Here is a 26,887-nt window from a genome sequence, read left to right on the forward strand (position 1 = left end):
TGCTATGCCAATAATGCCATCCCTAGCTGATTATCACTGCTATTTTACAGTGAGGATTCTGCTAATATAACTGAATTGGATGGGGTTTGCTGTTGCAACATTAAGCCATATTCTAAACCTTCTACGACGGCTTGATAGGATGCGTCTAGGATGTTAGTAGAGACTCCCACGGTAGTCCAACGCTGATGACCATTACTAGACTCTACCAATACACGAGTTTTGGCAGAAGTTCCGGCTTTACCATCTAAAATCCGCACTTTATAATCGCGCAGTTGAAATTCGGCTATTTCTGGGTAGAAATTTTGCAGGGCTTTCCGCAAGGCTGCGTCTAAGGCGGAGACGGGTCCGTTACCTTCGGCTACTTCTAAAAGTTCGCGATCGCTTACAATTACCTTAACCGTAGCTAGGGAGTTACAGGTCGCCAGACTTGACTTGTCACAATGCACTTGAAAACCGCGAATTTCAAACCACTGTTTCCGAGTCCCCAAAGCTGACCGCATCAATAACTCAAAACTCGCCTCCGCCGCCTCAAATTGATAACCTTGATTTTCCAATTCTTTCAACTGTTGCAAAAGTTGCCTACTGGTTGGATTATCCCGTTCTAGGTTAATACCATAGTTCCGCGCTTTCGCCAAAACATTGCTTAATCCCGACTGGTCAGAAATCACGATTCGCCGTTTATTTCCCACCTCTTCCGGGGCGATATGTTCGTAGGTTAACGGGTTGCGTTCCACTGCCGAAACATGAATCCCCCCCTTATGGGCAAAAGCTGATAATCCCACAAACGGGGCATGGTCATCTGGAGCTAGATTCACCACCTCACTAATAAATCTACTAGACTCCGACAGTTTACTTAATTGTTCATTGGCTATGCAAGAATAGCCTAATTTTAACTGTAAATTAGGTATCAAAGTACACAAATCGGCATTGCCGCACCGTTCCCCATAACCGTTAATGGTCCCTTGAATCATGGTAGCGCCTTCCATGACTGCTGCTAAAGCATTAGCAACGGCGGTTCCTGAGTCGTTGTGGGTGTGAATGCCTACCTGTACTGAGGTTTCACCCCAATTGGCTAGGGCTGTAACTACGGTTTTGGCGATCGCTGTTACCTCGTGGGGTAGTGTACCACCATTAGTATCACATAGCACTAACCATTCTGCCCCCCCGGCTACAGCCGCTTTTAGGGTTTCTAGGGCATATTCTGGGTTGTTTTTATAGCCATCAAACCAATGTTCAGCATCATAAATTACCCGCCTCCCTTGGCTGCGGAAAAACTCGATTGTATCTTGGATCATTGCCAGGTTTTCCTCTAGGCTGGTTTTGAGGCTTTCCGTAACGTGGAGATCCCAAGATTTGCCAAAGGTAGTAATCCAGATGGTTCCGGCTGATAAAATCGGTTTGAGGCTAGGATCTTCTGCTGCTTTGGTATGGGGGCGGCGGGTCGAACAAAAAGCCACTATTTCCGCTTGGCTGAGGGGTTCTTCCTTCAGTCGCCAAAACAATTGCACATCTTTCGGGTTAGCACCTGGCCAACCACCTTCAATAAACGGAATACCTAGTTGGTCTAGTTTCCGCGCTATCTGGAGTTTATCTTCTAGGGAGAGAGAGAGTCCTTCGCGCTGGGCTCCGTCTCGTAGGGTTGTATCATAAATCCAAAGTTGCTTACTCATAGTCTGTCTTTGGTAGTTGGTGCTGTTTTCAACCATGCGGTGGTATTTTATGCGATCGCTCTTTCCCTCCGCTCTCTAGTATGTCCCCAATTTACCCCATTGGTCTAATATCTAATCTTATTTTCACATTTGATCACCCCGTCGGTCCTTGGACTGTCCCCCTCCTCCTCGTAACCACTAACCCAGTTACAGCCTGTTCAGAAATCATCTGATCACATCTCAAAGTCCCTCTCCCAGAGAGGGAGAGGGATTTAGGGTGAGGGCAATGTATTAAGCGACTGGTGAACAAGCTGTAGTCGCCATTACCCCGAAAAATTACAGCTTTCCCGTAGCGTCAGAACCCGACTAGATCAATCTACTACCGGATAATTATACCCTGACGCACCACTTAATTAATACAATTTTAGTTAATATCAATTTATTTTTACCGTGTTGCCACCATCAGCAAAACCCACCACAGTTCAACTCTCAATTATCGCTCCCTGCTACAACGAAGAACCTAACCTCGATTACTTATTATCTAGGTTGCTGGCTGTGATTGAACCTTTGCAGATTACCTATGAAATTATCTGTGTTAATGATGGCAGTCAGGATGATACTCTCGCCAAACTCATTAAACATCACCATTCCAATCATAACATTAAAGTGATTAACCTGTCAAGGAATTTTGGCAAAGAAATCGCTTTAACGGCGGGTTTAGATCATGCTAAAGGTGAAGCGGTCATTCCTATTGATGCTGACCTACAGGACCCACCGGAATTAATTGTAGAAATGCTGGAAAAGTGGCGAGAAGGTTATGATGTAGTTTACGCCAAAAGGCGATCGCGACAGGGAGAAACCTGGCTTAAACAGATAACCGCCAATGGTTTTTATCGAATTATGCAAAAGATGACTCCGGTTCGCATTCCCCAAGATACTGGAGATTTTCGACTGATGGATCGTCAGGTAGTGGCAGCCTTAAAACAACTCCCCGAAACTCATCGATTTATGAAAGGTTTATTTGCGTGGGTAGGGTTTAAACAAACCGCCCTAGAATATGACCGCTTACCGAGATATAAAGGTCGGACAAAATGGAACTATTGGCAATTGTGGAATTTGGCGATCGAAGGGATTACCTCTTTTAGCGCCCTCCCCCTAAAAGTCTGGAGTTACATGGGATTATTTATCTCATTGGCGGCTTTTCTTTACGCCCTATTTTTAATCATCAGAACTTTGATTTTTGGCATTGATGTTCCCGGTTACGCTTCCTTAATGGTAGCCATTCTATTTATGGGAGGAGTCCAACTTATTAGTTTAGGCGTAATTGGCGAATACTTAGGCAGAATTTATGCGGAAGTCAAAAGAAGACCTCTCTATCTAATTCGAGATACCTATGGCATTGTTGATCATGAATAAAGGTTGGTTAAATTCCATCTGGGAGAGGGTGGGGATAATGGAATCCCCAAAAAAAGCTGCCCAAACCAAGGCAGCTTGTGAATTACTTGAGGTTATAATGGATTCTTGCTAATTTAATCATCTAACATGGTCGGAAGTGGGGCATCATGCGATCGCATGACCTGATCGGGTGATATTTAATAACTGACTGATCCTAACAGCCACTTATTTCTCGCCCAACGATCCAAACGCTTACGCAGTGACAAATCAGCAGTTTTAGTTATGGGTAATCCTAACTGCTGCTGAAACTTACCCACATATTCCTCAGTCCGATGATCATAAATCTCGCTGTAAGGAATCAGAGGACGAGGTTGGAAGATTAAGTTTAAGTTGTGCTGAAGATTCCGAACAATTTTCGCTAAAATTTCCTGGGTTTCTGGGTTAGCTGTCCCGGTTTGAGGTATATCATAATCTCGCTGAAATGACGAAATATTAGCATATCCTAAGCCTTTAATTGTCTCGGCAAAATCTTTAGGTAAATAAATAGGCTTAACTGGATCTGGTTGGGGTCGATTTTCCCACCAATAGGCTGTATCCTCTAACTTATCGCGGACATAGGTATCAGCCACCCCAGTTACGGGTAAATCATACCTTTTCTGAAAATCCTTAACGGCGGCGGTAGTTTTCGGACCATAAAACTGATTTCCGGGTAAGGGAGGATTCGGCCGCACTACAATATTAAGATGATTATGCAGACTACTGACAATGGCAGCCATCTCGGCTTGGGTCTTGTCTCCGACAATTCCATCAACAACCAAATTGCGATCGTGTTGGAAGGCGCGAATGCCTTGTTGAGCGATCGCATCTGTGGGAGAATCATTATTGACTGGGACACCATAGCCCAAGCCATAAAGAACAAAACGTAGTTCTCGGTTCGTATAGTTGCGCCAATCTACCATTGGTCTAGCCTCACGGTTTGTATAATATGATTCAGTTTAAACCCTCAGCAATACAGGCGATCGCGATCGGGTGACTGAAACCCTGGAAGTCTTCTGCAAACTTCCACGGACCGCCCCCGGAATATTTCTGCCTTTTTGTTGCTATACTGCTACCCAAATTACCATGAAAGCACTATTTCCCTTCACGACCAACCTCATTCTCGCAGTGGCGATCGCCGCCGTTGCTATATTATCGGTCCAAAATGCCACCCCGGTTTCCCTACAGTTTATGATATTCGAGTCAATTAACATACCTGTAGGGGTAGTTTTGGCCTTCAGCTTGGCGATCGGCTTAATTGCGGGTGCGATCGGTATATTTATCTATCATCAAAGGTAAACTCTCCAAATTTCCCAATTGTCATATTTAGGTCATCTTTCTTTAATAAGGTATATTTCAACCCCCAAGAAAGAAACAACTGAGATGGCTTTTAGCGAGTTATTCCCCCTTGATCACAACTTTATTCCTGGTGCGATGGTTTCTGGGACTGTCGGTAGCCTAATTGATAACGGCGATGACTTTCTATTCTATCCTATCAACGGTTCAGAAGTCATTGTTGATGTCTCCCCTCTCCCCGCATGGCAACTTGGTTTAATGCCTGGAGAAATCATCACTCTCCAAGTAGGAGAATGGAATGGTCGCGAAATCGACACTAACAATATTATCCGTCCTGATGGGTCTACGGTGTTAGGTTTATCTAACATTCCCCCCATGACTGTACCACCTAATATAGACCCTTTAACAGGTGTCGGATTAACTACTCTCTCAGGTACAGTAATTAGCCAAGCTGAACCGGATAGCTTTTTCTTCCAAAGTGATATCAGACCTATTTTAGTAGATGCTATTCCTCAAGGGGAAGGAATGGTAAGTGTAATTCCGGGAGAAATATTAACCATTGTTGGCAATTTTGATGACTATGATTTTGATGCTTACAGTTTGACCCGTCTGGACGGTTCGGCGGTTGTGCCATTACAGCCAATGATGGCTTTTCCACCGGCTTCTATTCCTCCCGTAACTCCAGAATTTCTGACTCTCTCAGGTACAGTAATTAGCCAAACTGAACCGGATAGCTTTTTCTTCCAAAGTGATATCGGACCGATTTTAGTAGATGCTATTCCTCAAGGGGAAGGAATGGTAAGTGTAATTCCGGGAGAAATATTAACCATTGTTGGCAATTTTGATGACTATGATTTTGATGCTTACAGTTTGACCCGTCTGGACGGTTCGGCGGTTCTACCATTACAGCCAATGATGGCTTTTCCACCGGCTTCTATTCCTCCCGTAACTCCAGAATTTCTGACTCTCTCAGGTACAGTAATTAGCCAAACTGAACCGGATAGCTTTTTCTTCCAAAGTGATATCGGACCGATTTTAGTAGATGCTATTCCTCAAGGGGAAGGAATGGTAAGTGTAATTCCGGGAGAAATATTAACCATTGTTGGCAATTTTGATGACTATGATTTTGATGCTTACAGTTTGACCCGTCTGGACGGTTCGGCGGTTCTACCATTACAGCCAATGATGGCTTTTCCACCGGCTTCTATTCCTCCCGTAAATCCAGAATTTCTGACTCTCTCAGGTACAGTAATTAGCCAAACTGAACCGGATAGCTTTTTCTTCCAAAGTGATATCGGACCGATTTTGGTAGATGCTATTCCTCAAGGGGAAGGAATGGTAAGTGTAATTCCGGGAGAAATATTAACCATTGTTGGCAATTTTGATGACTATGATTTTGATGCTTACAGTTTGACCCGTCTGGACGGTTCGGCGGTTCTACCATTACAGCCAATGATGGCTTTTCCACCGGCTTCTATTCCTCCCGTAACTCCGGTATTATCCAATCGTATTCAGATGGAAATTACTGATATTAATAATCCCGGATTTGCGCCAATTAATAACATTCCTAACCCCCCCTTAAATCCGGGTAATAGGACATCCCCAACAGTAGGCGATCGCGATTATGATTATGATCGGCCTGATTTTGACTATGACCACGGTAGATCTCGTCGTTTTAACTAATAGTTGCAGCCACTCTCATCTATAAACCAATCCCGGTTTTTCATTTAACACAAAAAACATTGATTTAATTAATTTAGGAGATCCTTCGATGAAACCTTCCTGGAAAATTGCGACCCTGTTATCCTTTGCTGCTATTATCGGTTTTGCTGAAGCTGGTCAAGCTGCCATAAATCCCCCATCACCAACCCTCGTAAATCGGATTGAGATAGACATTGAAGACCTACCCAATATCTTACCTAGGGAGGATGCTAATTTACTAGCAAATCGTTTTAATAATAGCGATCGCGATTTTAATTATGACAATGATCGAGGTCGGAATTCCCGCCGAGTTCGTCGTCCTAATGCTGGTCGTTTTAATGGTCAAACTCCCCGCCGTGTTAACCGTCCTAATGCTGGTCGTCGTCAAAGATAGTCACCACTTGATAAACATTGATAAATTTGTCAATTTAGGCTATACTTAGGGTAATCATAAATTACCATCTCAATACTCAAATTTAACTCTTTAGGAGATGCTTCGATGAAACCTTCCTGGAAAATTGCGACCCTGTTATCCTTTGCCGCTATTATCGGTTTTGCTGAAGCTGGTCAAGCTGCGATAAATCCCCCATCATCAACCCTCGTAAATCGGATTCAGATAGACATTGAAGACCTACCGAATATCTTACCTGGAGAGGATGCTAATTTACTAGCTGATTCAGATCGGGATAATGATGTCGATTATGACTATGATAATGATAGGGGTAGTGCTTCCCGTAACCGTCGTCACAGATGGTCTTAACTAAATTATCAGCCTTTAACTGTTGTCAATGGCGGCTATACTTAGGGGGATTAATCGTCCCCCATAAGGTTAGTAAAATCTCGTTTTCTATCTATCAATGCAGACCTTAACCGAATTATTACACCCTTTACCAATTAGCGAATTTTTCGATAAATATTGGACTGAAAAAGCTGTGCTAATTCCGGGTGATAATCATCAAAAATTTGCCGATTTGTTTTCCTGGCAAAAACTCAATAATTTACTCAACTATTATCCCTTAAAACACCCAGAAATCAGATTAGCTAAAACTGGGGAAACTTTGCCAGAAATTACCAACAATGAACAGATAATTAAACAATGTCAGGAAGGTGCTACTCTCATTATAGATCGACTTCATGAAAAAATAGAAGCGATCGCCAAAATGGTAGCCTTATTACGCATAGAAATCGGACATCGTAGCCAAGTCAATAGTTATTGTTCATTTCCCGGACATCAAGGCTTTGCTTGTCATTACGACTCCCACGAAGTTTTCATCCTGCAAATTTCCGGTAGAAAACACTGGCGAGTTTTTTCAGATACCTTTATTTATCCCCTGAGTGAAAATCGATCTTCCCAGTTTTCTCCCCCTGATACTCAACCCTATATAGACGCAATTATTAACCCTGGCGATCTGCTTTATATACCCCGTGGACATTGGCATTATGCGATCGCAATTGATGAACCTTCTTTGCATTTAACCCTAGGAATTGACTGTCAAACTGGTATTGATTTTAGTGATTGGTTAACCAGTCAATTGCAACAACATCCACAATGGCGCAAAAATTTACCTTTATTAAATAAATCCCATCGAGAAAACTGTCGCCAACATCTACAAAACCTAGTCCAAAACTGGCTAGAGATATTAGAGTCAGAGGATTTAATTAATCGCTATTTAGATGAACAACTTTTACAAGGACAACCCGACTTACAATTAGGCTTTCCCAGTCAAATTGGCTATGATATCTTCCCCCAAGGTCAGGAAACTAAATTCTATCGTCCTCAACAACCCGTCTATATTACGCAATTAACTCCCACGGGTAAATTTGAAATTAAAACTGGGGGTAAGAAAATATCTCTGACCGGACTTGACCAACATATATTAGAGAAAATTTTTACATCCACAGAATTTAGTGGCTTAGACATACAACAATGGTTACAAGATTTTGACTGGGATACAGAAATTGTTCCCCTACTGTCGCGTTTGGTTAAAGCTGGAATTTTGCTGGTTATCTCCCATCCATAAACGGCGTTTATTAATCACTGCTTTTGGGTTGAAAAACCATTATATATGCCGGCACATTTTCCCATGATAATATAATAGAGCAAGTCGGCTAGTTTGTCAAGAGGAAATCATCGGAAATTTGGGGAGGATAAACGTGATCAATTTCGGCGACCAACCAAGAACCAAAAGTTGCCAAAAAATCGACAATTTCCTGGGGTGAATTAAGGGGATTAATTGACCAATTTAAGGCTTGATACATGAGTGTTTTTTGTGCGGGATAATATTCGGAAAAAATCTGATAACAAGGATATAAATCACGGGTATAACATTGATGACGTTCCATGACAATTTCTAAGCCAGACCGGAGGATCCTTTTCATAATCCACTGACCGAGTTTATGAACATAAGCAGTTTGTTCATTAGGTGGCTTTTGAGGGGTTGTATATAATAGGTCAAAACTGACTTCCTGGATATCTTCGGACAAATCAAAAGCATGACTAACCGCATCGATATCAGGCTTAAACTTTGGCAATTCTGGGGAGATATCTTGTCCGTAAACACAGGCGGCTTGAGTGACAATTAGCATTCGCAAACCCCCATAACCATAATCATCAAAATCCCGTAAGCGATCGCCTGAAATAGGTGACAATTCGACTCCCTTACAGAAGGGATATTTTGGTCTAACGTGCTGATTAAAACCATCAAACCAATGGCGATCGCAGTCTTGATAATTCCCGGAAACCACGGCGAAACTATCAACATCAGAAATGAAGGGAATAGCTTGTCCTACAGCGACAGACCCGCGAATATAAATGTTATGAACTTGGTCAGACCAATGATTAAGATAAGCTGTGACAATTTCATCAACTAGCGATCGCCAAGGTTCCACAATTTTGTCAATATTAGCTTTCCGAATAATAAAGCCTTGTTCATCAACTCCCAAAACCGAGCCAATTTTAGCAATTTTAGCCATAGTTCAATCATCCCGTAGGTATAGTTAATATTATCACCCAAGTTAATCATAACTGTAATGCTGATCACCAATTAGCCGCCGTCATTTTTTGGTCATATTTGCAGTTTACTATGTAGGGTAGTGCAGTGGCCATCAAATCTTATGAAAGCAACTATTACAGCCTTACTAACTTCCGCACTATTAACGATAGGGGTTCCAGCCGCGAATGCACAAGTTTCTATTCAAAATTTACAGCGTCATTCAGGAGTGACTATATCTGGTACAATTCGCAGTGTTGTAGGTAATGACTTTATCTTAGACGACGGAACTGGACAAATTATTGTTGATGCTGGACCCATGCGCCATCATCAACTGAATTTACAACCCGGAGAACAGGTCACAGTCACAGGTAAATATGATGACTATGACTTTGATGCTTTCACTATTACTCGCAGTAATGGCGAAGTGATTTTTATTCGCGATCCACAGGGTCCCCCACCTTGGTCAGGTGGTTACAGAAGACGGAATTCTGCTTCCCAAAGCTCTCGATAACAACAGTTCATAAGCATTAATTACCGTCAATTCCTGTCCTCTCCCTCACCGGGAGGGGATGGCTTGACGTTGCTGCCAAAATTTAGCTATTAATATAATAACTATATATGGTCTATTTTGGTATAGGTAAAAATGCGGATTTTATTGGTAGAAGATGATCCAGAACAACGGGAGCCAATTCATGCAGCTTTAACTCGTTATGGACATATTGTTGATGGGGTAGAAGATGGCACAACCGCCTTGTGGTTAATGAATGAAACCGAGTATGATCTGTTGATTTTAGATTGGATGTTACCGGGAGAAGATGGTATTATTTTATGTGAAAATTATCGCCAAATGGGGAAAACATCACCAGTGTTAATGCTGACAGCTAAAGATACGACGGCTGATAAAGTTATGGGACTAGACGCTGGCGCAGATGATTATTTAGTTAAACCAGTAGACCTACAAGAATTGTTAGCTAGAATTAGAGCTTTAAGAAGGCGATCGCCTCTTTGGGTGGGGGATATATTAGCAGTCAAAGGATTATCATTAAATCTCGATACTATGATTTTAACATGGGGGAATGATAGCTTAAAGCTGAAAAGTCGCGACTTTCAACTCTTAGAATATATGATGCGTCACCCCCACCAAGTTCTCACTCATAATCAAATAGAACAAGCACTCTGGGAATGGGGAGAAGAACCGGAAAGCAATGCGGTAGTAGCGAGAGTTAAACGACTGCGTAAAACCCTGAAAGCCATAGAAATTGACAGTTGGATTGAAACGGTTTATGGTATGGGTTATCGTCTCGAGCCTCGGACAGATTAAAGATTAAATAATATATATCTATGGTTAAGCTAATTACCAAACTCCAAAAACGTTGGCTATCTCTACCGATTAAATGGCGGGGTACAGCAATTATTGCGATTCCCGTGAGTTGTTTATTGATAGTATTGTTAGCCTTTTCTTGGTTGAAATTTCACATAATTGAAGACGAGGCTTGGGTACAACATACCCAGAATGTTAGATTAGAAACTAAACAACTTTTAAACGCTTTACTTGATGCGGAAACGGGGGTGAGGGGATATGGACTGACTCAACGAGATGAGTTTTTAGAGCGTTATCATCATGCTAAAAGTAGAATTCCTCGAGTTTTAGACACTTTACAAGATTTGGTACAAGACAATGCTGAACAATCAGAATACTTGGAAGATGTCAGGTTTTATATTGATGAAAATATCGCTAATTTTGAAAAAAAAATAATCCTCCAACAAGAATTAATTAGGATTCGCGGACAAAATGATACTTTAGTACCCATCGAGTCTTTATATGATTGGCTGGCTAAAGGTCAAGAAACGATGAATCAAGCACGTCAAGCTATTGATATCTTTGCCGAAAATGAAGAAAAGCTACTAATTGAACGCATCCAACATCGAGATGAGTATCGACAATTAACCTGGATTTTCTTATGTTTTTCTGGGGTAATTAGTGCGATCGCTACTATGTTTACTATTCATCTTTTCTCTAACTTAGAACAAGAATTATCCCAGAGACAAATTAACTTGAAAGTCACCAATCAACGTTTGGAAAATGTTTGTGACCAACTGCAAAGATTTACCGCTAATGCTTCCCATGAATTAAGAGCGCCTTTAGCGGCTGTATTAAGTAATGCTCAGGTGGCTTTACTAGAATTAGATGATGTGGATGAAATCCCCCCATCATTACATCGAAGACTGGAAAACATCGTCAAAACTACTAAACAGATGAGTTCCTTGGTCAGTGATTTATTATTTCTCGCCAGACATGAAGGCTTACTAGCACCTGAGTCTATACAAAAAGTCAATGTCAATCAACTGCTATTGGCGATCGCCTCGGAGTGGATAACTCCCCTCAAAAGTCAATCATTAGAATTAATAACTAACCTACCATTAACCCCCGTTTGGGTATTAGCCGATCGCAGTTTATTAAAACAAGTGATCACCAACCTTCTCAGCAACGCTAGTCGCTACACTCCCCCCGGAGGAATTATTAAAATTAACTTGCACAACTCGGAAAAATATGCTATATTCGAGGTGGAAGACTCTGGAATTGGCATTGCGGCTGAAGCATTGCCTCATGTGTTTGAGCGATTTTATCGAGCGGATTTAAAGCGTTCTAAAGCCTCCGGTGGTTGGGGATTAGGATTAGCGATCGCCCAACAAATTGTCGAGGCTCATGGGGGCGAAATTAGCGTAGTTAGTACCCTAAATGAAGGTACTAAATTTACGATAAAATTGCCCCGGATCCACTAATTGAGTAACTCCTAAGACTTCAAGCCGGGTAAACCCCAACTCTGAACCACCTTAGCGATCGCATCCCTGGTCGCTTCCGCCCCAAAACCCCAAGCCATGAGAGTAAAATAGTCCCGAGAAGGGTTAGCGCCAAAAGTCGAATTTGCCACATATAACTCAGTAAAACCGGCTCCGGCTAATAGCACCACCGCCAACACATAACTCGTCCAAACAAAGGCTCTAATCCGCAAATTTGCGGACACTGCTTGTTCACTCCAAGAAGCGTTGTAATGAGTAGCCGGAGGGAGAGCCACTAAAGACAAACCGGACATAAATCCTAATCCTTTAGAAACCAAATCCGACTCAGCCAGACTTTGTTCATCTACCTGAACCTTTAGCTGTTCTAACTGACGACCGACAGTTTCATCTTTTTGTAACTCCATGGGGGTTAAACGGTCAACCTGGCGATCGAGTTGGCGAATAATTGCAGCCAGAGGCTTTTGGTCATCATCAGTTTCAACGGGGAGGCGTTTTTGTAGTTCCTCAATATCCTTTTTTAAAGGAGCATAACTGTTAATTTGTTTGGCGATCGCCTCCAACTTCTCGCGCAATTGAGGCGGACCTTCCAACTCTGGCGCAGTGTTCAGAGCATCATCCAAATCCCAGCTTACCATCCGCACAAAGGTAGTGGTAGCATCATAATCCTCTAACTTCTGCTTGAGGCGATCGCTATATTCAAACTGCGCCAACCAATCAGACCTTCCCATCACCCAACGTCGCCAAGTTCCCTCAGCGCGATCAATAATCAGCGCCGCCTCTTCCCAGCGTTCCCCCTGAAGTTCCATCTTCACTTCAACTAAATAAGCATTGATGCGACCCTTAAACGCCTTAGCCTTCTCAAGATCTGGGTCTTCCTCCATCTGAGCATAAACCTGTCCTACCCGCATCAAAATCTGATCTCTCGGTCGTCCTTGGTCGCGATAAGCAGAGATGACAATTCCTAATCCTGTCCCAAATACCAGCATTACCAGCGGTAAAAACCAATGATCCTTAACCCTTAACGTCACCGGAATCGCCAGTTGTCCCCCAGAGTAACTTAGGCGCACAGTTCCCACAAATTCACCACTATCAGGAGCCTGGCGTAAATTAAACTCCACGGGTACAATCACCTCATTCGCCTTACCCAGAATTGGCTGTATTTCTCCGGCGGCGATGGCTGCCCCAGGAAACACCGATACCCCATTAGTTCCATTCAGGTCAAACGGAAGCACCTGTAAATCTCTGACGGCGCTATCGGTTCTAATATAAAGCTGGCGGACTTGTTTGGTGGTGCGATCGCCAGCAATGGTCAACTGATCCGGTTCCACAGTCTGAGCGATCGCCACATTTCCCGTCAGCAAAGCCATGGCTGGAATTAGACAACTAGTCAAAACAGATTTAAACGACTTCATCCTAGATTACCCTCAAGCGTCCATAAATCAATATCCAGCTTTTCGATGAAACCTTCTGTATTTTCCCGGAATATTTTAATATGCTCGGTCGCCATGTGTTGTTCCCACAACAAACGACTTTCCCAATTCTCATAGAACAAAAATAAAGTCGGATCATCAATCGACCGATGTAAATCATAATTTAGACATCCACTTTCAGCTAAAGTCAGCGGAATTAGTTTCAGTAACTCCTGATGAACTGTCTCTTCTACTCCGGCTTTAGCTTTGATTCTCGCGACAACTGTTAATTGACTCATGGCCAGCGTTCCTTATAGTTAAGACTTACCCAAAGCTACCCACAAAGCCGCTTTGGTCTCTAAGATAGCTTGTACTAGGGGTGATAGTTAGCGCTCACCCGCCGCCAAGATCGGCGAACCTTAAATAAATAGCACTCCCCCCCCAGCAGAAGGTCGGCTGTTTTCCCCAAAGGCTTCGGCATACGCACCTCCCCTTCTATCATTCCCCAAAATGCGATCGTCATAGAGCCAGATCATAAATGTTAAAAATAGACTTGACGAAAGCACAGATATCACATACAATCAAGAATCGTGATCAAATTGCAGCATAACTGTTGGAGTAGGGATAGCTAACCTATAGGATCTGCCAAGCAGATACAACCCTATAGTGAGAACTTCTCATAAGACATCAATGGCTTTAAGCTACAGCAGCTTCGCCGAACTTGCCAAGCGCCAACAGTAAACTGGGTCAAACCTGATGCTAGTTTGACCCTGAGCAACAGAAACGGATACTGAGTAGATATCTGCTCAAGTCCTAGCGACATCGGGCCGCACTGGGGCTTATGCTTCAGTCTGGGAACAGCTTAAACAAGTTGATAGCCTGAAATACTTCCAGGCAACCAAGCACGTCTATCCTTGCTCCTGAGCCGGAAAGACGGTCGGTTTGCCTGCCCAAAATCGGGTTTAAATTATGATGCCACAAGCATCGTTAACTGGCGGGTTAACCATGATTTAGTCAGTGGAAAATTCCGCCCTATTGTAATGCGTAGAAAAGAGAGGCCAGTTTAAGTGTCTGTAGGTATCCTCGGCACCAAGCTAGGCATGACTCAGGTATTTGACGCAGAGACAGGAAAAGCGATTCCCGTCACCGTAGTTCAAGCCGGGCCATGCACAATCACCCAAGTGAAGACCGAAGCCACCGATGGCTATACGGCCATCCAGCTAGGTTATGGTGAAGTTCCTAACAAAACCCGGAAATTAAACACCCGAAAATCCCCAGACAAAGAGGTTAATAAATACCTCAGCCATGCTGAACAGGGACACCTAACCAAATCTAACAGCCCCTTAGTTCGTCACCTTAAAGAATATCGGCTAGAAAGTACCGATAACTTTGAACTAGGTCAGGAAATCAAAGTAGATACCTTTGAACTCGGACAAATGGTAGATGTGACGGGCATTAGCATGGGTCGGGGTTTTGCGGGAAACCAAAAACGTAATAACTTCCGACGCGGACCAATGGCTCACGGTTCCAAAAACCACCGCCTACCAGGTTCCATCGGACCCGGAACCACACCAGGGCGCGTTTATCCCGGCAAAAAAATGGCGGGACGTTATGGCGGGAAACAGATTACTACTAGGAAGCTGACTATCGTGCGGATAGACCTAGAAAGGAACCTGTTGCTAATTAAAGGATCAATCCCCGGCAAACCCGGTGGCTTGCTTAATATCAAACCAGCCAACCTGGTGGGTGGCAAGTAGAGAGAAGACAGGGGGAAAAATGGTTGACTGTGTAATTCGCAACTGGGAAGGGGAAGAAGTCGGACAGACTACCCTGGAACTAAAAGTTGCTAAAGAAGAAAATGCCTCCCACATCGTCCATAGAGCCTTAGTACGTCAGCAGGCGGCAGCCAGACAGGGAACAGCCAGCACCAAAACTCGCTCAGAAGTGCGAGGCGGTGGCCGTAAACCCTGGAGACAAAAAGGAACAGGACGGGCAAGGGCAGGTTCAATTCGTTCTCCACTATGGCGCGGTGGTGGTGTGATCTTTGGGCCAAAACCGAGAGATTACAGCGTCAAAATGAACCGCAAAGAACGTCGGTTGGCTTTGAGAACGGCGTTTCAGAGTAGGGCAGAGGATATCGTGGTGGTGGAAGAATTTGTGACGCAACTGCCACGTCCTAAAACTAAAGACTTGACAGATGCTTTGGCACGTTGGGGAGTTTCACCAGAAGCTAAAGTGCTGCTGGTACTACCTGAAAAACAAGAAAACGTCTATTTGTCGGGTCGGAATGTGGCGAAAATTAGAATTTGTCTGGCAGATAGCTTGAATGTCTATGATGTTCTGGCAGCAGACAAAATAGTAACCACTGCTAATGCCCTGGCGAAAATTCAGGAGGTTTATGGTGACTGAGTTTAAAACCCGTGATTTAGCTGATGTGATCCGACGACCAATTGTAACTGAAAAAGCCACAATTCAAATGGAGTTGAATCAGTTTACTTTTGATGTGGATCCTAGGGCGGATAAACCAACTATTAAGGCGGCAGTTGAACTGCTATTTCCAGTTAAGGTTTTGAGTGTTAATACCCAGAATCCTCCCCGGCGACGACGTAGGGTCGGCCGTTTCGTCGGGTACAAACCTCGCTATAAAAGAGCGATCGTTACCCTGGAAGATGGGGAAGCCTTGAGAAAAGTCCTCTTCCCTGAAGTTTAATGGTGTCGGGTAAAACGCGGGTGTGCCACCTTCTGAATAACTATCAAAAAAAAGCGGCACCGAGAACCCACCTTTACCCTGGTAATTATTGAACACCGACATGAAGGGCGATCGAGTTTTCTTTCCCTATCCAGAAATCTAGATCTCTAACTTCCACAGAAACAGACATAGGATCGACTATATGGCAATTCGTTCTTACCGACCTTATACCCCAAGCACACGCCAACATACTGTCTCGGAATTTACAGAAATTACTAGATCCGAGCCGGAAAAATCCCTAACCGTCTCTAAACACCGCCTTAAAGGTCGTAATAATCGCGGTGTGATTACCTGTCGCCATAGGGGTGGTGGACATAAAAAACTATATCGGATTATTGACTTTCGCCGGGATAAACATAATGTACCCGCTAAAGTCGCTGAGATTGAATACGACCCCAACCGTAACGCCAGAATTGCCCTACTTAACTATGTGGATGGCGAAAAACGCTATATTCTCCACCCTGTAGGCTTGGCTGTCGGGACTGTGGTTATATCTGGACCTGATGCCCCCATTGAAGTGGGTAACGCTCTCCCCCTATCCCACATTCCCTTGGGTACATCAATCCACAACGTGGAAATGATTCCCGGTAAAGGCGGACAAATGGTGAGAGCAGCCGGAGCCTCGGCTCAGATTATGGCTAAAGAAGGGGATTATGTAACCCTGAAACTGCCATCTGGTGAACAACGGAAAATCCCCGCCCGTTGCTATGCGACGATTGGACAAGTGGGTAATGTGGATGCCAGAAATATCAGCATTGGTAAGGCTGGACGTAATCGCTGGTTGGGTAAACGTCCCACCGTGCGCGGTAGTGTTATGAACCCTGTTGATCACCCCCACGGTGGTGGTGAAGGACGCGCCCCCATTGGTCGCAGTGGCCCGGTTACGCCTTGGGGTAAACCAGCCCTGGGAGCGAAAACCAGAAACAAGAAAAAACGCAGCACTGCTTTAATTGTTCGCCGTCGTCGGAAATCCTCGAAACGAGGCAAAGGTGGCCGTCAGAGCTAATCGCCAAGCCTTGCAGACTGCTATCTGGCTGCATTCCTGGTAAAGGCATCAAAAGAAAATCGGACTAAGCCCCCCACCCCTACCCTGCCCAAAGGGTAATGGGTAGCCTCCGCCCACAGCCTAGATCACCATTGGAATCCTAAACATATACCATGTCTCGATCGCTCAAAAAAGGTCCATTTGTGGCCGATCATCTGCTCGTCAAAATCGAAAAACTCAACGCTGACAATCGTAAGGAAGTGATCAAAACTTGGTCGCGCTCCTCCACCATTGTTCCCCAAATGGTTGGTCATACTATCGCTGTTCATAACGGCCGTCAGCACGTCCCTGTATTTGTTAACGAACAAATGGTGGGACATAAATTGGGAGAATTTGCTCCCACTCGGACATTCCGAGGTCACGCTAAAAGTGATAAAAAAGCTCGCCGATAAGCGGCGCTTCGTTCGCCTGTAGGACTGTGGAGTAGCGGCGGATTATGCGGTATTTTCGGAAAAAACGCGGCTGGGGCTGGTTCTGCCCGTAACCTTAATTCCCCAAAGCGTGTTTTGAGAAACCCGCCCAAGTCCAAAGCGCCCTGACAATTTCTGGGTTGAGCGACCCTAAACCACACCTACATCACGCCCGAATCAAGGAGAAAGATATGGCTAGTTCCAACTCAGAAGTAAAAGCGATCGCTCGTTACATCAGAATGTCCCCATCAAAAGTCCGGCGGGTACTTGATCAAATTCGCGGACGTAGCTATCGCGAAGCCCTGATTATCCTGGAGTTTATGCCCTACCGCGCCTGTACTCCTGTCTTGAAAGTTCTGCGATCGGCTGTTGCTAACGCTGAACATAACCAGGGTTTAGACCCCGCCACTCTCATCGTTTCCCAAGCCTTCGCCGATGCCGGACCAAGCCTTAAACGCTACCGCCCTCGCGCCCAAGGTCGAGCCTATCCCATTCGCAAACCCACCTGTCACATTACCGTGACCGTCGCGGAAGCCCAATAACAACTCCTAGCTTCCCCAGGGTCAGTGGGTTAAGCATTAAACCCTTACCTTGCATGGATAAGCGCCTATCTGGTCGTTTTATGTACAGACTAAATTATTAAGCTGCTATGGGACAAAAAATACATCCAATTGGTTTCCGCCTTGGAGTTACCCAAGAACACAAATCTCGCTGGTTTGCCGATGCTAGTCAGTATCCGCAACTGTTGCAGGAAGACCACACCATCCGTAAGTACATTCAGAAAAATCTCAGCAATGCTGGCATCTCAGATGTTCGCATTGAACGCAAAGCTGATCAAATTGACCTGGAAGTGCTAACCGCTAGACCGGGTGTGGTAGTTGGTCGTGGTGGTGCCGGAATTGACTCCCTCCGCCAAGGACTTCAGAAAGAACTGGGCAGCAATCGCCAGATCCGCATTAACGTTGTGGAAGTGTCCCGCGTTGATGCTGATGCTACCCTCATCGCTGAAAATATCGCCGCTCAACTTGAAAAACGGGTTTCCTTCCGTAGAGTTGTCCGCCAAGCTATTACCCGCGCCCAAAAAGCTGGCATTGAAGGCATTAAAATCCAGGTCAGTGGCCGCTTGAACGGAGCAGAAATTGCTCGGACTGAGTGGACCCGTGAAGGTCGTGTTCCCCTACACACCTTACGAGCTGATATTGACTATGCCTACTGCACCGCTCTCACTATTTACGGCATCCTCGGTGTCAAAGTTTGGGTGTTTAAGGGAGAAATTATTCCCGGTCAGGAAGAAACCCCCGCACCTAATACAAGAGCGCCGAAAAGTCGCCGTACACCCAGACGGCAAAAGTATGATGACCGGTCTAGTGATACATAAAAAGTTCTAGTAGGCGCGATCTCGATAGGTTCATAACCCAAAACCTAACACTTATCTCCCTCATGGGTACGCCTCTGTCTCATTAACTTCACTCACTACTATTTGCGATCATGTTAAGCCCAAGAAGAACTAAATTCCGCAAACAACAGCGGGGTCGAATGCGGGGTCAGGCAACTCGCGGCAACAATATCAACTTTGGTGATTTTGCCCTACAAGCCCTTGAACCCTCTTGGATTACCTCCCGCCAAATTGAAGCAGCCCGTCGGGCAATGACTCGTTATATTCGCCGGGGTGGGAAAATCTGGATTCGTGTATTCCCTGATAAACCTGTCACTATGCGTCCCGCAGAAACCCGTATGGGTTCCGGTAAAGGGGCCCCTGAATACTGGGTCGCTGTTGTTAAACCTGGACGCATCATGTTTGAAATTGCAGGTGTTTCTGAAGAGGTCGCCCGCGAAGCTATGCGCCTAGCCTCCTTTAAACTCCCGATTAAGACTAAGTTTCTCACACGGGAAGATTCACAGTCCTAATACTGATTGCATTGACCTGAAAACTGCCCGCTAATTGTACCGAGGAGATAATTATGGCTCTTTCTAAAATTGAAGAAGCCCGACAGTTAAATGATGATGACCTCTCTGAGCAAATCCTGGAAATTAAAAAACAACTCGCTAATCTGCGCCTCCTGAAAGCTACAGGACGCTTGGAAAAACCTCATGAAATTAGACACACACGACATCGATTGTCACAGTTACTCACCGTGGAGAGGGAACGACAACTTCCAAATCAAAGTCCGGCTTAGTATTCCCTAATTCATTAGTCTAAGGCCCTAGGGAATAGGAAATGGGAAATACTGGTCAGTAATACCCATTACCCATTACCCATTACCTAAACAATCATTCATCTCTTATTTCTCACAATCATGGCAGTTAAAGAAAGAGTTGGCGTAGTCGTCAGCAATAAAATGCAAAAAACTGTGGTGGTAGCTATTGAAAACCGCTCCCCTCACCCTAAATATGGGAAAATTGTCGTTAATACTAAACGATATAAAGCCCACGATGAAGACAATACTTGTCAAGAAGGCGATCGGGTTCGCATTCGAGAAACCCGCCCCCTCAGTCGCACTAAACGCTGGAATGTAGTTGAAATTATCAACAAAAATAACCAGTAATTCTCACCGGTTTCTGTTTATCTTGAACCCCAAATTACGCTTACAGAGACAATACCATGATTCAACAGCAGTCCATACTTAATGTGGCAGATAACAGCGGCGCGCGCAAACTTATGTGTATCCGCGTCCTGGGTGGGGGGAATCGTCGCTACGGCACTATTGGTGATGTCATCATCGCTGTCGTTAAAGATGCAATTCCCAACATGGCCGTCAAAAAATCCGATGTCGTTCGAGCTGTCATTGTTCGCAGTCGCCAAGGACTACGCCGAGATAGCGGTATGAGTATTCGCTTTGACGATAATGCAGCCGTTATCATTAACCAGGATGGCAACCCCAGGGGAACCCGTGTATTTGGACCTGTGGCACGGGAACTACGGGACAAAAATTTCACTAAAATTGTTTCCCTTGCACCGGAGGTACTTTAAATTATGCCCAAGCGTCAGCGCAAATTAGCTCCGCCCCGGGGCTACAAAATGCACGTCAAAAAAGGGGATACTGTTCAGGTAATTGCCGGACGAGATAAAGGAAAAGTTGGGGAGGTGATATCCACTCTACCTAAATTGAGTAAAGTAGTTGTCAAAGATGTTAACGTCCGTACCAAGCACGTTAAACCTCAACAAGAGGGTGAAGGGGGCCGTATTGTCAACTTTGAAGCTCCGATTCACAGTTCTAATGTGATGCTGTATTCGACCAAAGAAAAAGTCGCTAGTCGTATTTCCTACACCTTTACGGAAGACGGGCGCAAGGTCAGAATGCTCAAAAAAACCGGGGAAGTTATTGATTAATCAATGGCACACTTTCTCCCCCGGGGCGGGTTTCCCACCAGCCCTGACTGGACAGGTGGACTCTGTTAAACACTCGTTTTGATTATCCCTGACCAAGCCCAGGGAATGTATTTAGGACAGACAGCAACTATGACATCTCCACTCAAAACCATCTATCAGGAAACCATCGTTCCTAAATTGATGGAACAGTTCAAATATGAGAACATCCATCAGGTTCCCAAGGTTGTTAAAGTTACCATTAACCGAGGACTGGGCGAAGCATCCCAAAATGCCAAGGCTCTGGAATCTTCAGTTAATGAATTGGCGATTATTACCGGACAAAAACCAGTAGTGACCCGCGCTAAAAAAGCGATCGCCGGCTTTAAAATCCGTCAAGGAATGCCCGTTGGGGTAATGGTGACACTCCGTTCTGATCGGATGTATGCCTTTATGGAACGTCTAATTCACCTAGCCCTACCTCGCATTCGAGACTTTCGTGGCATTAGTCCCAAAAGTTTTGACGGTCGGGGTAACTACAGTCTGGGGGTCAAAGAACAACTGATCTTCCCAGAAATCGACTACGATCGCATCGATCAAATTCGAGGTCTGGATATTTCAATTGTCACCACAGCCCAGACAGATGAAGAAGGGCGTGCTTTACTTAAAGAAATGGGAATGCCCTTCCGGGAGAACTGAGGCAGTAAAATAACGAGACAACTATGGCGACGAACGACACTATTGCAGATATGTTAACGCGCATCCGCAACTCTTGCATGGCGCGGCATCAAACCACAGAAATTCCATCCACCAAAATGACCCGCAGTATTGCCAAAGTCCTCCAGGATGAAGGCTTTATTGCCAACTTTGAAGAAGCAGGTGTTGGTGTCAAAAAACATTTAGTGGTTTCACTAAAATACAACACCAAAACCCGCACCCCCACAATCCGCACCCTTAAACGAGTGAGCCGTCCAGGTTTGCGCGTTTACAAAAACCGCAAAGAACTCCCCCGGGTTTTAGGTGGAATTGGAATTGCGATCATTTCTACCTCCCGTGGGGTAATGACCGACCGAGAAGCCCGCCTTCAGGGCTTAGGCGGAGAAGTGCTTTGCTATGTGTGGTAAATCCATTACCCACAGCCTCGCACTCCGCAGACCCCTAAACACTGCTCATCGACCATTAAACAAGGATTATGTCTAGAATTGGTAAGCGTCCAATTCCGATTCCCGCCAAAGTTACCCTAACCTTAGACGGCCAAAAAGTCACAGTCAAAGGACCAAAAGGGGAGCTTTCCCGCGTATTACCCAACGAAGTGATCCTCTCCCTCGAAGAAGACACACTAATCGTTAAGCGTCGGGATGAATCCCGAGTCGCCCGTCAGCGTCATGGTCTCTGTCGCACCCTGGTAGCCAACATGGTGGATGGAGTTTCCCAAGGATTTGAACGGCGACTGGAAATCCAAGGAGTGGGATATCGGGCTCAGGTTCAAGGTAAAAACCTGATCTTAAATGTCGGCTACAGCAAACCGGTGGAAATGGTTCCCCCTGAAGGTTGCAGCGTAGCCGTTGAAAATAACACCAATGTGATTGTTAGCGGAATTAATAAAGAACTCGTCGGCAACATGGCTGCGAAAATTCGCGCCGTGCGACCCCCTGAACCCTATAAAGGCAAGGGCATTCGCTACGCCGGAGAACAAGTCAGACGTAAAGCTGGTAAGGCAGGGAAAAAATAGATCATGAAACTTACTCGTAACGATTCCCGTCAGCGCCGTCACCGTCGAGTTCGGCGCAAAGTCCTAGGCACTTCAGAGCGTCCTAGATTGGCTGTGTTTCGCTCTCACAAGCACATCTATGTACAGGTGATCGACGATAGCCAGCAACACACCTTAGTTGCCGCGTCTACCTTAGACCCCGAAATAACTGCCGACTTAAAAACTGGGGCCACCTGTGATGCCTCTGTTAAAGTTGGTCAATTAATCGCTAAACGCTCCCTATCTAAAGGAATTGAGCGCGTAGTATTTGACCGGGGAGGTTACATCTATCACGGCCGCGTTAAAGCCTTGGCAGACGCAGCCAGAGAAGCCGGGTTAGAATTTTAATAAGCTGACGGGCAATTTATAATTGCCCTTAACAATCAGGAACTAAAAGTATGGCAGAACAGCAACGTCGTAAAAAAAATACTCGCACCAAAGAAAAAGAATCCGAATGGCAAGAACGGGTTGTTCAAATTCGCCGTGTAACTAAAGTAGTTAAAGGCGGTAAAAAACTCAGCTTCCGTGCCATTGTTATCGTCGGCAACGAAAAAGGCCAGGTGGGTGTCGGTGTCGGAAAAGCAGCAGATGTCATCGGAGCCGTCAAAAAAGGTGTCGCCGATGGCCGCAAAAATGTCGTCGAGATTCCCCTAACCAAATCTAACTCTCTACCTCACCCCGCCAATGGTGTGGGAGGCGGAGCCCAAGTCATTGTTAGACCCGCTGCCCCTGGTACAGGGGTAATCGCTGGGGGTGCTGTCCGCACCGTGCTAGAACTAGCCGGGGTTAAAAACGTTCTAGCTAAACAGCTAGGCTCCAGTAATCCCCTGAATAACGCCCGCGCCACCATTAACGCTCTATCAGGATTGCGGACCCTATCGGATGTGGCTAAAGAACGGGGCATCCCCATCGAACAGCTTTATGCTTAATCATAAGTGGACCATCGGGGCAATTCCTCAATTGCCTCTCACTGATAACCCATCAATTGCAATGCACTGAGACAACCATGAGATTACAAGACGCAAAGCCCAAAGCTGGCTCTCAAAAACGTCGCCGTCGCCTTGGTCGTGGGGTTTCTGCCGGACAAGGAGCTAGTTGTGGCAAAGGAATGCGCGGTCAAAAATCGCGTTCCGGTGGCAGCACCAGACCCGGATTTGAAGGAGGTCAAAACCCCCTCTATCGACGACTACCTAAATTAAAAAGCTTTCCTCTGGTCAACCGAAAACAGTACACTACCATTAATGTGGGTCGTCTGGATTCTCTGAGTGTCAACAGCGAAGTAACTCTATCCTCTCTCATTGCGGCCGGAATTATTACTACTGACCGGGGACCGCTCAAGATTTTGGGAGATGGAGAACTAAATGTAGCACTTCAGGTTAAAGCAGCAGCCTTCACCCAAAGCGCTCGATCTAAAATTGAAGCAGCCGGGGGAAGTTGTGAAGTCTTAGGAGCCAGAAACACCAGCCCGGAAGGTTAAGCATTAGCTTGCTCTGTACATTCCCAATAGTGTTTTCAAGAGGTAGTCCTTCATGGTCGTCAGTCGAGAAAAAACGCCAACTGCACAGGAAACATTCATGCAGATGGCTCAGGCTGCTGGTTTACGGGGTCGTATTCTCGTAACCATTGGTCTGCTCATTCTAGTTCGTTTGGGCGTGTTCCTGCCTATCCCAGGCATTGATCGGCAAGCATTTAGCCAAAATATTCAAAACACCCCCTTTATCGGTTTTCTGGACCTATTTTCCGGGGGTGGATTTTCAGCCCTGGGTATTTTTGCTCTGGGAATTCTCCCCTATATTAACGCCTCCATTATCATGCAGTTGATGACGGCGGCTCTCCCCACTTTAGAAGATTTGCAAAAAAACGAAGGGGAAGCCGGACGGCGGAAAATATCTCAAATTACCCGCTATGTGGCCTTGGGGTGGGCTATCTTGCAAAGTATTGGTATTGCCATTTGGGTCAGCCCCTTTGCTCAAAACCCCAATCAACCACAGTTCATAGTCATGGCTGAAGTAGTCCTGGCTCTGGCTGCTGGGTCTATGTTTGTCATGTGGGTATCGGAACTGATTACAGAACGCGGTATCGGTAATGGCGCTTCCCTGCTCATTTTTATCAACATCGTAGCGGTTCTACCCCAATCATTGGGCAGTACCATTGAATTAGCTCAAAGTGGTGATAGCGCTATTGTAGGACGAGTTGTGATCTTGTTATTGATTTTCCTAGCAATGATTGTTGGGATTGTTTTTGTACAAGAGGGAACCCGTCGTATTCCTATTGTTTCCGCCCGCCGACAAGTGGGTCGCAAACTTTATCGCGAAAAAAGTAGCTATCTACCTTTGCGTCTAAATCAAGGCGGGGTGATGCCGATTATCTTTGCTTCGGCAGTTTTGATTCTTCCGGCTTCTATCTCCCAGTTTGCTAATAATCCGGTTCTGGTACAAATTTCTACTTATCTGAGTCCCGGAGGACCTGCTCCTTGGCTCTATATTGCCTTTTACTTGCTGATGATTCTGTTCTTTAGCTATTTCTACGCTTCTTTAATTATGAATCCCGTAGATATGGCTCAGAACTTGAAGAAAATGGGAGCTAGTATTCCCGGAATTCGTCCAGGTCGCGCCACCAGTGAGTATATTGAGCGGGTTCTGAATCGCTTAACCTTTTTGGGAGCGGTTTTCTTGGGTTTAGTAGCAATTATTCCTACTGTAGTCGAAAGCGCTACCAGAGTTCCTACTTTCCGAGGCTTTGGTGCTACTTCTCTACTGATTCTGGTCGGGGTTGCTATTGATACCGCCAAGCAGGTTCAGACCTATGTAATTTCTCAAAGATATGAAGGGATGGTGAAAAAATAATGCGGGAATTGATTTTTTTGGGGCCGCCTGGTTCGGGAAAGGGAACACAAGCGGCTCGTATGGCTGAGATTATGAAAATTCCTCACATTTCTACTGGAGAGATTTTGAGGGATCATGTCTCTAAGCAAACTCCCCTGGGTCAACAGGCTAAAACCTATATGGATCTGGGTGATTTGGTTCCGGATCAACTGATTTTGGATATGGTGACTCACCGTTTATCAGAGCCTGATGCTGAAACGGGTTGGATTCTCGATGGGTTCCCTCGTAATGTCAGCCAGGCTCAGTTTGTCCAAGAGCATTTGTTGTCGGTTGATGAGAAAACGGGCAAAATTCCAGATAAAGATCACGTCTGGGTCATTAATTTAGAGGTTCCAGATGATGTCATCCTGAAACGATTGCTGGTGCGAGGTCGTGAAGATGACCATGAAGAAACGATTTTACATCGCCTTCAGGTTTATCGGGAACAGACGGCTCCCTTGATTGAATTTTACAGCAGTCGTAACCAACTGCATCATATCAATGGCGATCGCACCATGGAAGAAGTAACCGATAGTTTAAAAGAGGTAATTACCAGCTAATCATTGGCATGGAGAATCCAGGTTCACCAATCTGGGCACCAAATCTCCCCCCGGCGGTTCCCATCGTGGCTTAGTCATTTGTGTTGATGACATGGATGATTACCAGATTTTGATAAGATATGTTAACACGCTCAGGCCCTAGCCCGGACGCTATTCTGCCTGGTTGGATGATTTTAGTCGCCTACTGGGGGGTTTATTTACCGAATTGAGGAACTAACAGTTTGTCTAAACAAGACTTAATAGAAATGGAAGGAACTGTTACCGAGTCCCTTCCCAACGCTATGTTTCGAGTCGATCTCGATAATGGTTTTAATGTACTAGCACACATTTCGGGTAAAATCCGGCGCAACTACATTAAAATTCTACCGGGCGATCGCGTCAAGGTAGAATTAACCCCCTACGATCTCAGCAAAGGTCGGATCACCTATCGACTGAAAAAGAAATAGGTTCCCCTCATAGCTGAATCGCTCCAGGTTGATTTACCTCAATCCTGGCTAAAAATTTTTAGCCTGTGGTATAATTAAGAATTTGTTGTAAACTACTATTAGTAGTTAGTGTCGTTCTATATAGCGTTAGCATCCCCCTGTAAAAACCAGGCTGGTCAACAGCCATGTTTCCGGGGAACTAAGTTATGGACAATAGTTGAATTTCCTAGGGGATAGGGGGGTCGCTAATCTCAAGCACTAAAACCTAAGAGTTAAAAATCAACAAGGGGACTACCTGCGCGTAGGGCTGAGTTGTCAAATAATACTCTGGGGAAAGTACCGCCGACCAGTAACACCATAGTAGCGAAGTAACTTTGTGCTGAAAACAGCCTAAATCAGGCTAACCATAGAAAGATACAGCACCTCTGTCTTTCTTCCCCAGTAGGGTAAGGCAAATTCATGAGCCATAAAATTGTAATCGGCCAGCTAAATCTAG

At 45.1% G+C, this 26,887-nt stretch carries 35 protein-coding genes; 30 read left to right on the plus strand and 5 right to left on the minus strand.

What is annotated here, in order from left to right:
- Nucleotides 1–44: 44 nt before the first annotated feature.
- A complete protein-coding gene (cimA, locus tag XZ46_RS04500) occupies nt 45–1,706 on the minus strand; it encodes a citramalate synthase (protein WP_008057372.1) in 1,662 nt (553 codons plus the stop codon).
- A gap of 393 nt (nt 1,707–2,099) precedes the next feature.
- Here cimA and XZ46_RS04505 point away from each other — a divergent pair, with 393 nt between their 5' ends.
- Nucleotides 2,100–3,065 carry a glycosyltransferase family 2 protein gene (locus XZ46_RS04505; RefSeq protein WP_008057367.1) on the plus strand — a complete coding sequence of 322 codons (966 nt, stop codon included), beginning with the start codon at nt 2,100–2,102 and terminating at the stop codon, nt 3,063–3,065.
- A 176-nt stretch (nt 3,066–3,241) separates the two neighbouring features.
- Here XZ46_RS04505 and XZ46_RS04510 read toward each other — a convergent pair whose 3' ends face one another.
- Complete coding sequence (locus XZ46_RS04510; protein ID WP_006670086.1) at nt 3,242–4,003, minus strand: peptidoglycan-binding domain-containing protein; 762 nt, start codon at nt 4,001–4,003, stop codon at nt 3,242–3,244.
- Between the two features lie 70 nt (nt 4,004–4,073).
- On the opposite strand from XZ46_RS04510, the gene XZ46_RS04515 reads away from it, so the two are divergent.
- The 5 genes from XZ46_RS04515 to XZ46_RS04535 all read left to right on the plus strand — a co-directional run bounded on the left by XZ46_RS04515 (nt 4,074) and on the right by XZ46_RS04535 (nt 8,098).
- Entirely contained in the window at nt 4,074–4,379 is a 306-nt protein-coding gene (locus tag XZ46_RS04515) for a LapA family protein (protein WP_228116483.1), read from the plus strand.
- Between the two features lie 84 nt (nt 4,380–4,463).
- Nucleotides 4,464–6,059, plus strand: coding sequence for a hypothetical protein (locus XZ46_RS04520; RefSeq protein WP_008057365.1), 1,596 nt, complete (start codon nt 4,464–4,466; stop codon nt 6,057–6,059).
- Between the two features lie 88 nt (nt 6,060–6,147).
- Nucleotides 6,148–6,471 (plus strand): hypothetical protein, encoded by a 324-nt coding sequence (locus XZ46_RS04525; protein ID WP_006621354.1) that lies wholly within the window; start codon nt 6,148–6,150, stop codon nt 6,469–6,471.
- Between the two features lie 105 nt (nt 6,472–6,576).
- Complete coding sequence (locus tag XZ46_RS04530; protein ID WP_008057363.1) at nt 6,577–6,837, plus strand: hypothetical protein; 261 nt, start codon at nt 6,577–6,579, stop codon at nt 6,835–6,837.
- A gap of 97 nt (nt 6,838–6,934) precedes the next feature.
- On the plus strand, nt 6,935–8,098 hold the full coding sequence (locus tag XZ46_RS04535; protein ID WP_008057362.1) for a cupin domain-containing protein: 1,164 nt from the start codon (nt 6,935–6,937) through the stop codon (nt 8,096–8,098).
- Nucleotides 8,099–8,186: 88 nt separating this feature from the next.
- Here the strand turns inward: XZ46_RS04535 and XZ46_RS04540 are convergent, their stop codons facing one another.
- Nucleotides 8,187–9,050, minus strand: coding sequence for a hypothetical protein (locus tag XZ46_RS04540; RefSeq protein ID WP_008057361.1), 864 nt, complete (start codon nt 9,048–9,050; stop codon nt 8,187–8,189).
- A 141-nt stretch (nt 9,051–9,191) separates the two neighbouring features.
- Here XZ46_RS04540 and XZ46_RS04545 point away from each other — a divergent pair, with 141 nt between their 5' ends.
- The 3 genes from XZ46_RS04545 (at nt 9,192) to XZ46_RS04555 (ending at nt 11,854) form a co-directional block, all read left to right on the plus strand.
- On the plus strand, nt 9,192–9,581 hold the full coding sequence (locus XZ46_RS04545; RefSeq protein ID WP_006617600.1) for a NirD/YgiW/YdeI family stress tolerance protein: 390 nt from the start codon (nt 9,192–9,194) through the stop codon (nt 9,579–9,581).
- Nucleotides 9,582–9,713: 132 nt separating this feature from the next.
- Complete coding sequence (gene rppA / locus XZ46_RS04550; RefSeq protein ID WP_008057360.1) at nt 9,714–10,391, plus strand: two-component system response regulator RppA; 678 nt, start codon at nt 9,714–9,716, stop codon at nt 10,389–10,391.
- A 20-nt stretch (nt 10,392–10,411) separates the two neighbouring features.
- Entirely contained in the window at nt 10,412–11,854 is a 1,443-nt protein-coding gene (locus XZ46_RS04555) for a sensor histidine kinase (protein ID WP_008057359.1), read from the plus strand.
- An 11-nt stretch (nt 11,855–11,865) separates the two neighbouring features.
- Here XZ46_RS04555 and XZ46_RS04560 read toward each other — a convergent pair whose 3' ends face one another.
- A complete protein-coding gene (locus XZ46_RS04560; RefSeq protein ID WP_228116484.1) occupies nt 11,866–13,263 on the minus strand; it encodes a hypothetical protein in 1,398 nt (465 codons plus the stop codon).
- A gap of 17 nt (nt 13,264–13,280) precedes the next feature.
- On the minus strand, nt 13,281–13,580 hold the full coding sequence (locus tag XZ46_RS04565) for a putative quinol monooxygenase (protein ID WP_006621346.1): 300 nt from the start codon (nt 13,578–13,580) through the stop codon (nt 13,281–13,283).
- 768 nt (nt 13,581–14,348) lie between these two features.
- On the opposite strand from XZ46_RS04565, the gene rplC reads away from it, so the two are divergent.
- The 21 genes from rplC to infA all read left to right on the plus strand — a co-directional run bounded on the left by rplC (nt 14,349) and on the right by infA (nt 26,412).
- Entirely contained in the window at nt 14,349–15,038 is a 690-nt protein-coding gene (rplC, locus tag XZ46_RS04570) for a 50S ribosomal protein L3 (protein ID WP_006670976.1), read from the plus strand.
- Between the two features lie 19 nt (nt 15,039–15,057).
- Nucleotides 15,058–15,690, plus strand: coding sequence for a 50S ribosomal protein L4 (rplD, locus tag XZ46_RS04575; protein WP_006621342.1), 633 nt, complete (start codon nt 15,058–15,060; stop codon nt 15,688–15,690).
- On the plus strand, nt 15,680–15,991 hold the full coding sequence (locus tag XZ46_RS04580) for a 50S ribosomal protein L23 (RefSeq protein ID WP_006621341.1): 312 nt from the start codon (nt 15,680–15,682) through the stop codon (nt 15,989–15,991). Before rplD ends, XZ46_RS04580 begins: the two co-directional genes overlap by 11 nt.
- A 181-nt stretch (nt 15,992–16,172) precedes the next feature.
- Nucleotides 16,173–17,036: a 50S ribosomal protein L2 gene (gene rplB, locus XZ46_RS04585; RefSeq protein WP_006621340.1), complete on the plus strand. Its 864-nt coding sequence runs from the start codon at nt 16,173–16,175 to the stop codon at nt 17,034–17,036.
- Between the two features lie 152 nt (nt 17,037–17,188).
- Nucleotides 17,189–17,467, plus strand: a complete 279-nt coding sequence (rpsS, locus tag XZ46_RS04590; protein ID WP_006617591.1) for a 30S ribosomal protein S19 — start codon at nt 17,189–17,191, stop codon at nt 17,465–17,467.
- A gap of 209 nt (nt 17,468–17,676) precedes the next feature.
- Nucleotides 17,677–18,027, plus strand: a complete 351-nt coding sequence (gene rplV / locus XZ46_RS04595; RefSeq protein WP_006621338.1) for a 50S ribosomal protein L22 — start codon at nt 17,677–17,679, stop codon at nt 18,025–18,027.
- Between the two features lie 107 nt (nt 18,028–18,134).
- Nucleotides 18,135–18,863 carry a 30S ribosomal protein S3 gene (gene rpsC / locus XZ46_RS04600; RefSeq protein ID WP_008057354.1) on the plus strand — a complete coding sequence of 243 codons (729 nt, stop codon included), beginning with the start codon at nt 18,135–18,137 and terminating at the stop codon, nt 18,861–18,863.
- A 110-nt stretch (nt 18,864–18,973) separates the two neighbouring features.
- Nucleotides 18,974–19,393, plus strand: a complete 420-nt coding sequence (gene rplP, locus XZ46_RS04605; protein ID WP_006618093.1) for a 50S ribosomal protein L16 — start codon at nt 18,974–18,976, stop codon at nt 19,391–19,393.
- Between the two features lie 53 nt (nt 19,394–19,446).
- Nucleotides 19,447–19,662 carry a 50S ribosomal protein L29 gene (rpmC, locus tag XZ46_RS04610; RefSeq protein WP_006621336.1) on the plus strand — a complete coding sequence of 72 codons (216 nt, stop codon included), beginning with the start codon at nt 19,447–19,449 and terminating at the stop codon, nt 19,660–19,662.
- 120 nt (nt 19,663–19,782) lie between these two features.
- Complete coding sequence (gene rpsQ, locus XZ46_RS04615) at nt 19,783–20,031, plus strand: 30S ribosomal protein S17 (RefSeq protein WP_006621335.1); 249 nt, start codon at nt 19,783–19,785, stop codon at nt 20,029–20,031.
- Between the two features lie 56 nt (nt 20,032–20,087).
- The gene (gene rplN, locus XZ46_RS04620) at nt 20,088–20,456 is read left to right on the plus strand and encodes a 50S ribosomal protein L14 (protein WP_006621334.1); all 369 of its coding nucleotides are present in this window, start codon (nt 20,088–20,090) and stop codon (nt 20,454–20,456) included.
- Between the two features lie 3 nt (nt 20,457–20,459).
- Entirely contained in the window at nt 20,460–20,816 is a 357-nt protein-coding gene (rplX, locus tag XZ46_RS04625) for a 50S ribosomal protein L24 (protein ID WP_006670296.1), read from the plus strand.
- A gap of 129 nt (nt 20,817–20,945) precedes the next feature.
- Entirely contained in the window at nt 20,946–21,491 is a 546-nt protein-coding gene (gene rplE / locus XZ46_RS04630; protein WP_008057353.1) for a 50S ribosomal protein L5, read from the plus strand.
- Between the two features lie 23 nt (nt 21,492–21,514).
- Nucleotides 21,515–21,916 (plus strand): 30S ribosomal protein S8, encoded by a 402-nt coding sequence (gene rpsH / locus XZ46_RS04635; protein ID WP_006621331.1) that lies wholly within the window; start codon nt 21,515–21,517, stop codon nt 21,914–21,916.
- Between the two features lie 68 nt (nt 21,917–21,984).
- Nucleotides 21,985–22,524 (plus strand): 50S ribosomal protein L6, encoded by a 540-nt coding sequence (gene rplF / locus XZ46_RS04640; RefSeq protein WP_006621330.1) that lies wholly within the window; start codon nt 21,985–21,987, stop codon nt 22,522–22,524.
- Between the two features lie 3 nt (nt 22,525–22,527).
- Complete coding sequence (rplR, locus tag XZ46_RS04645; protein ID WP_006621329.1) at nt 22,528–22,890, plus strand: 50S ribosomal protein L18; 363 nt, start codon at nt 22,528–22,530, stop codon at nt 22,888–22,890.
- Nucleotides 22,891–22,940: 50 nt separating this feature from the next.
- Nucleotides 22,941–23,471, plus strand: a complete 531-nt coding sequence (gene rpsE / locus XZ46_RS04650; protein WP_006618084.1) for a 30S ribosomal protein S5 — start codon at nt 22,941–22,943, stop codon at nt 23,469–23,471.
- A 77-nt stretch (nt 23,472–23,548) separates the two neighbouring features.
- Nucleotides 23,549–24,019, plus strand: a complete 471-nt coding sequence (gene rplO, locus XZ46_RS04655; RefSeq protein WP_006621328.1) for a 50S ribosomal protein L15 — start codon at nt 23,549–23,551, stop codon at nt 24,017–24,019.
- A 52-nt stretch (nt 24,020–24,071) separates the two neighbouring features.
- The gene (secY, locus tag XZ46_RS04660; RefSeq protein ID WP_006621327.1) at nt 24,072–25,388 is read left to right on the plus strand and encodes a preprotein translocase subunit SecY; all 1,317 of its coding nucleotides are present in this window, start codon (nt 24,072–24,074) and stop codon (nt 25,386–25,388) included.
- Nucleotides 25,388–25,966 (plus strand): adenylate kinase, encoded by a 579-nt coding sequence (locus tag XZ46_RS04665; protein ID WP_006621326.1) that lies wholly within the window; start codon nt 25,388–25,390, stop codon nt 25,964–25,966. The genes secY and XZ46_RS04665 overlap by 1 nt, the downstream gene beginning before the upstream one ends.
- 221 nt (nt 25,967–26,187) lie before the next feature.
- The gene (gene infA / locus XZ46_RS04670) at nt 26,188–26,412 is read left to right on the plus strand and encodes a translation initiation factor IF-1 (protein WP_006618080.1); all 225 of its coding nucleotides are present in this window, start codon (nt 26,188–26,190) and stop codon (nt 26,410–26,412) included.
- Nucleotides 26,413–26,887 lie beyond the last annotated feature (475 nt).

It is taken from the genome of Limnospira indica PCC 8005, assembly GCF_000973065.1.
GTDB lineage: Bacteria > Cyanobacteriota > Cyanobacteriia > Cyanobacteriales > Microcoleaceae > Limnospira > Limnospira fusiformis.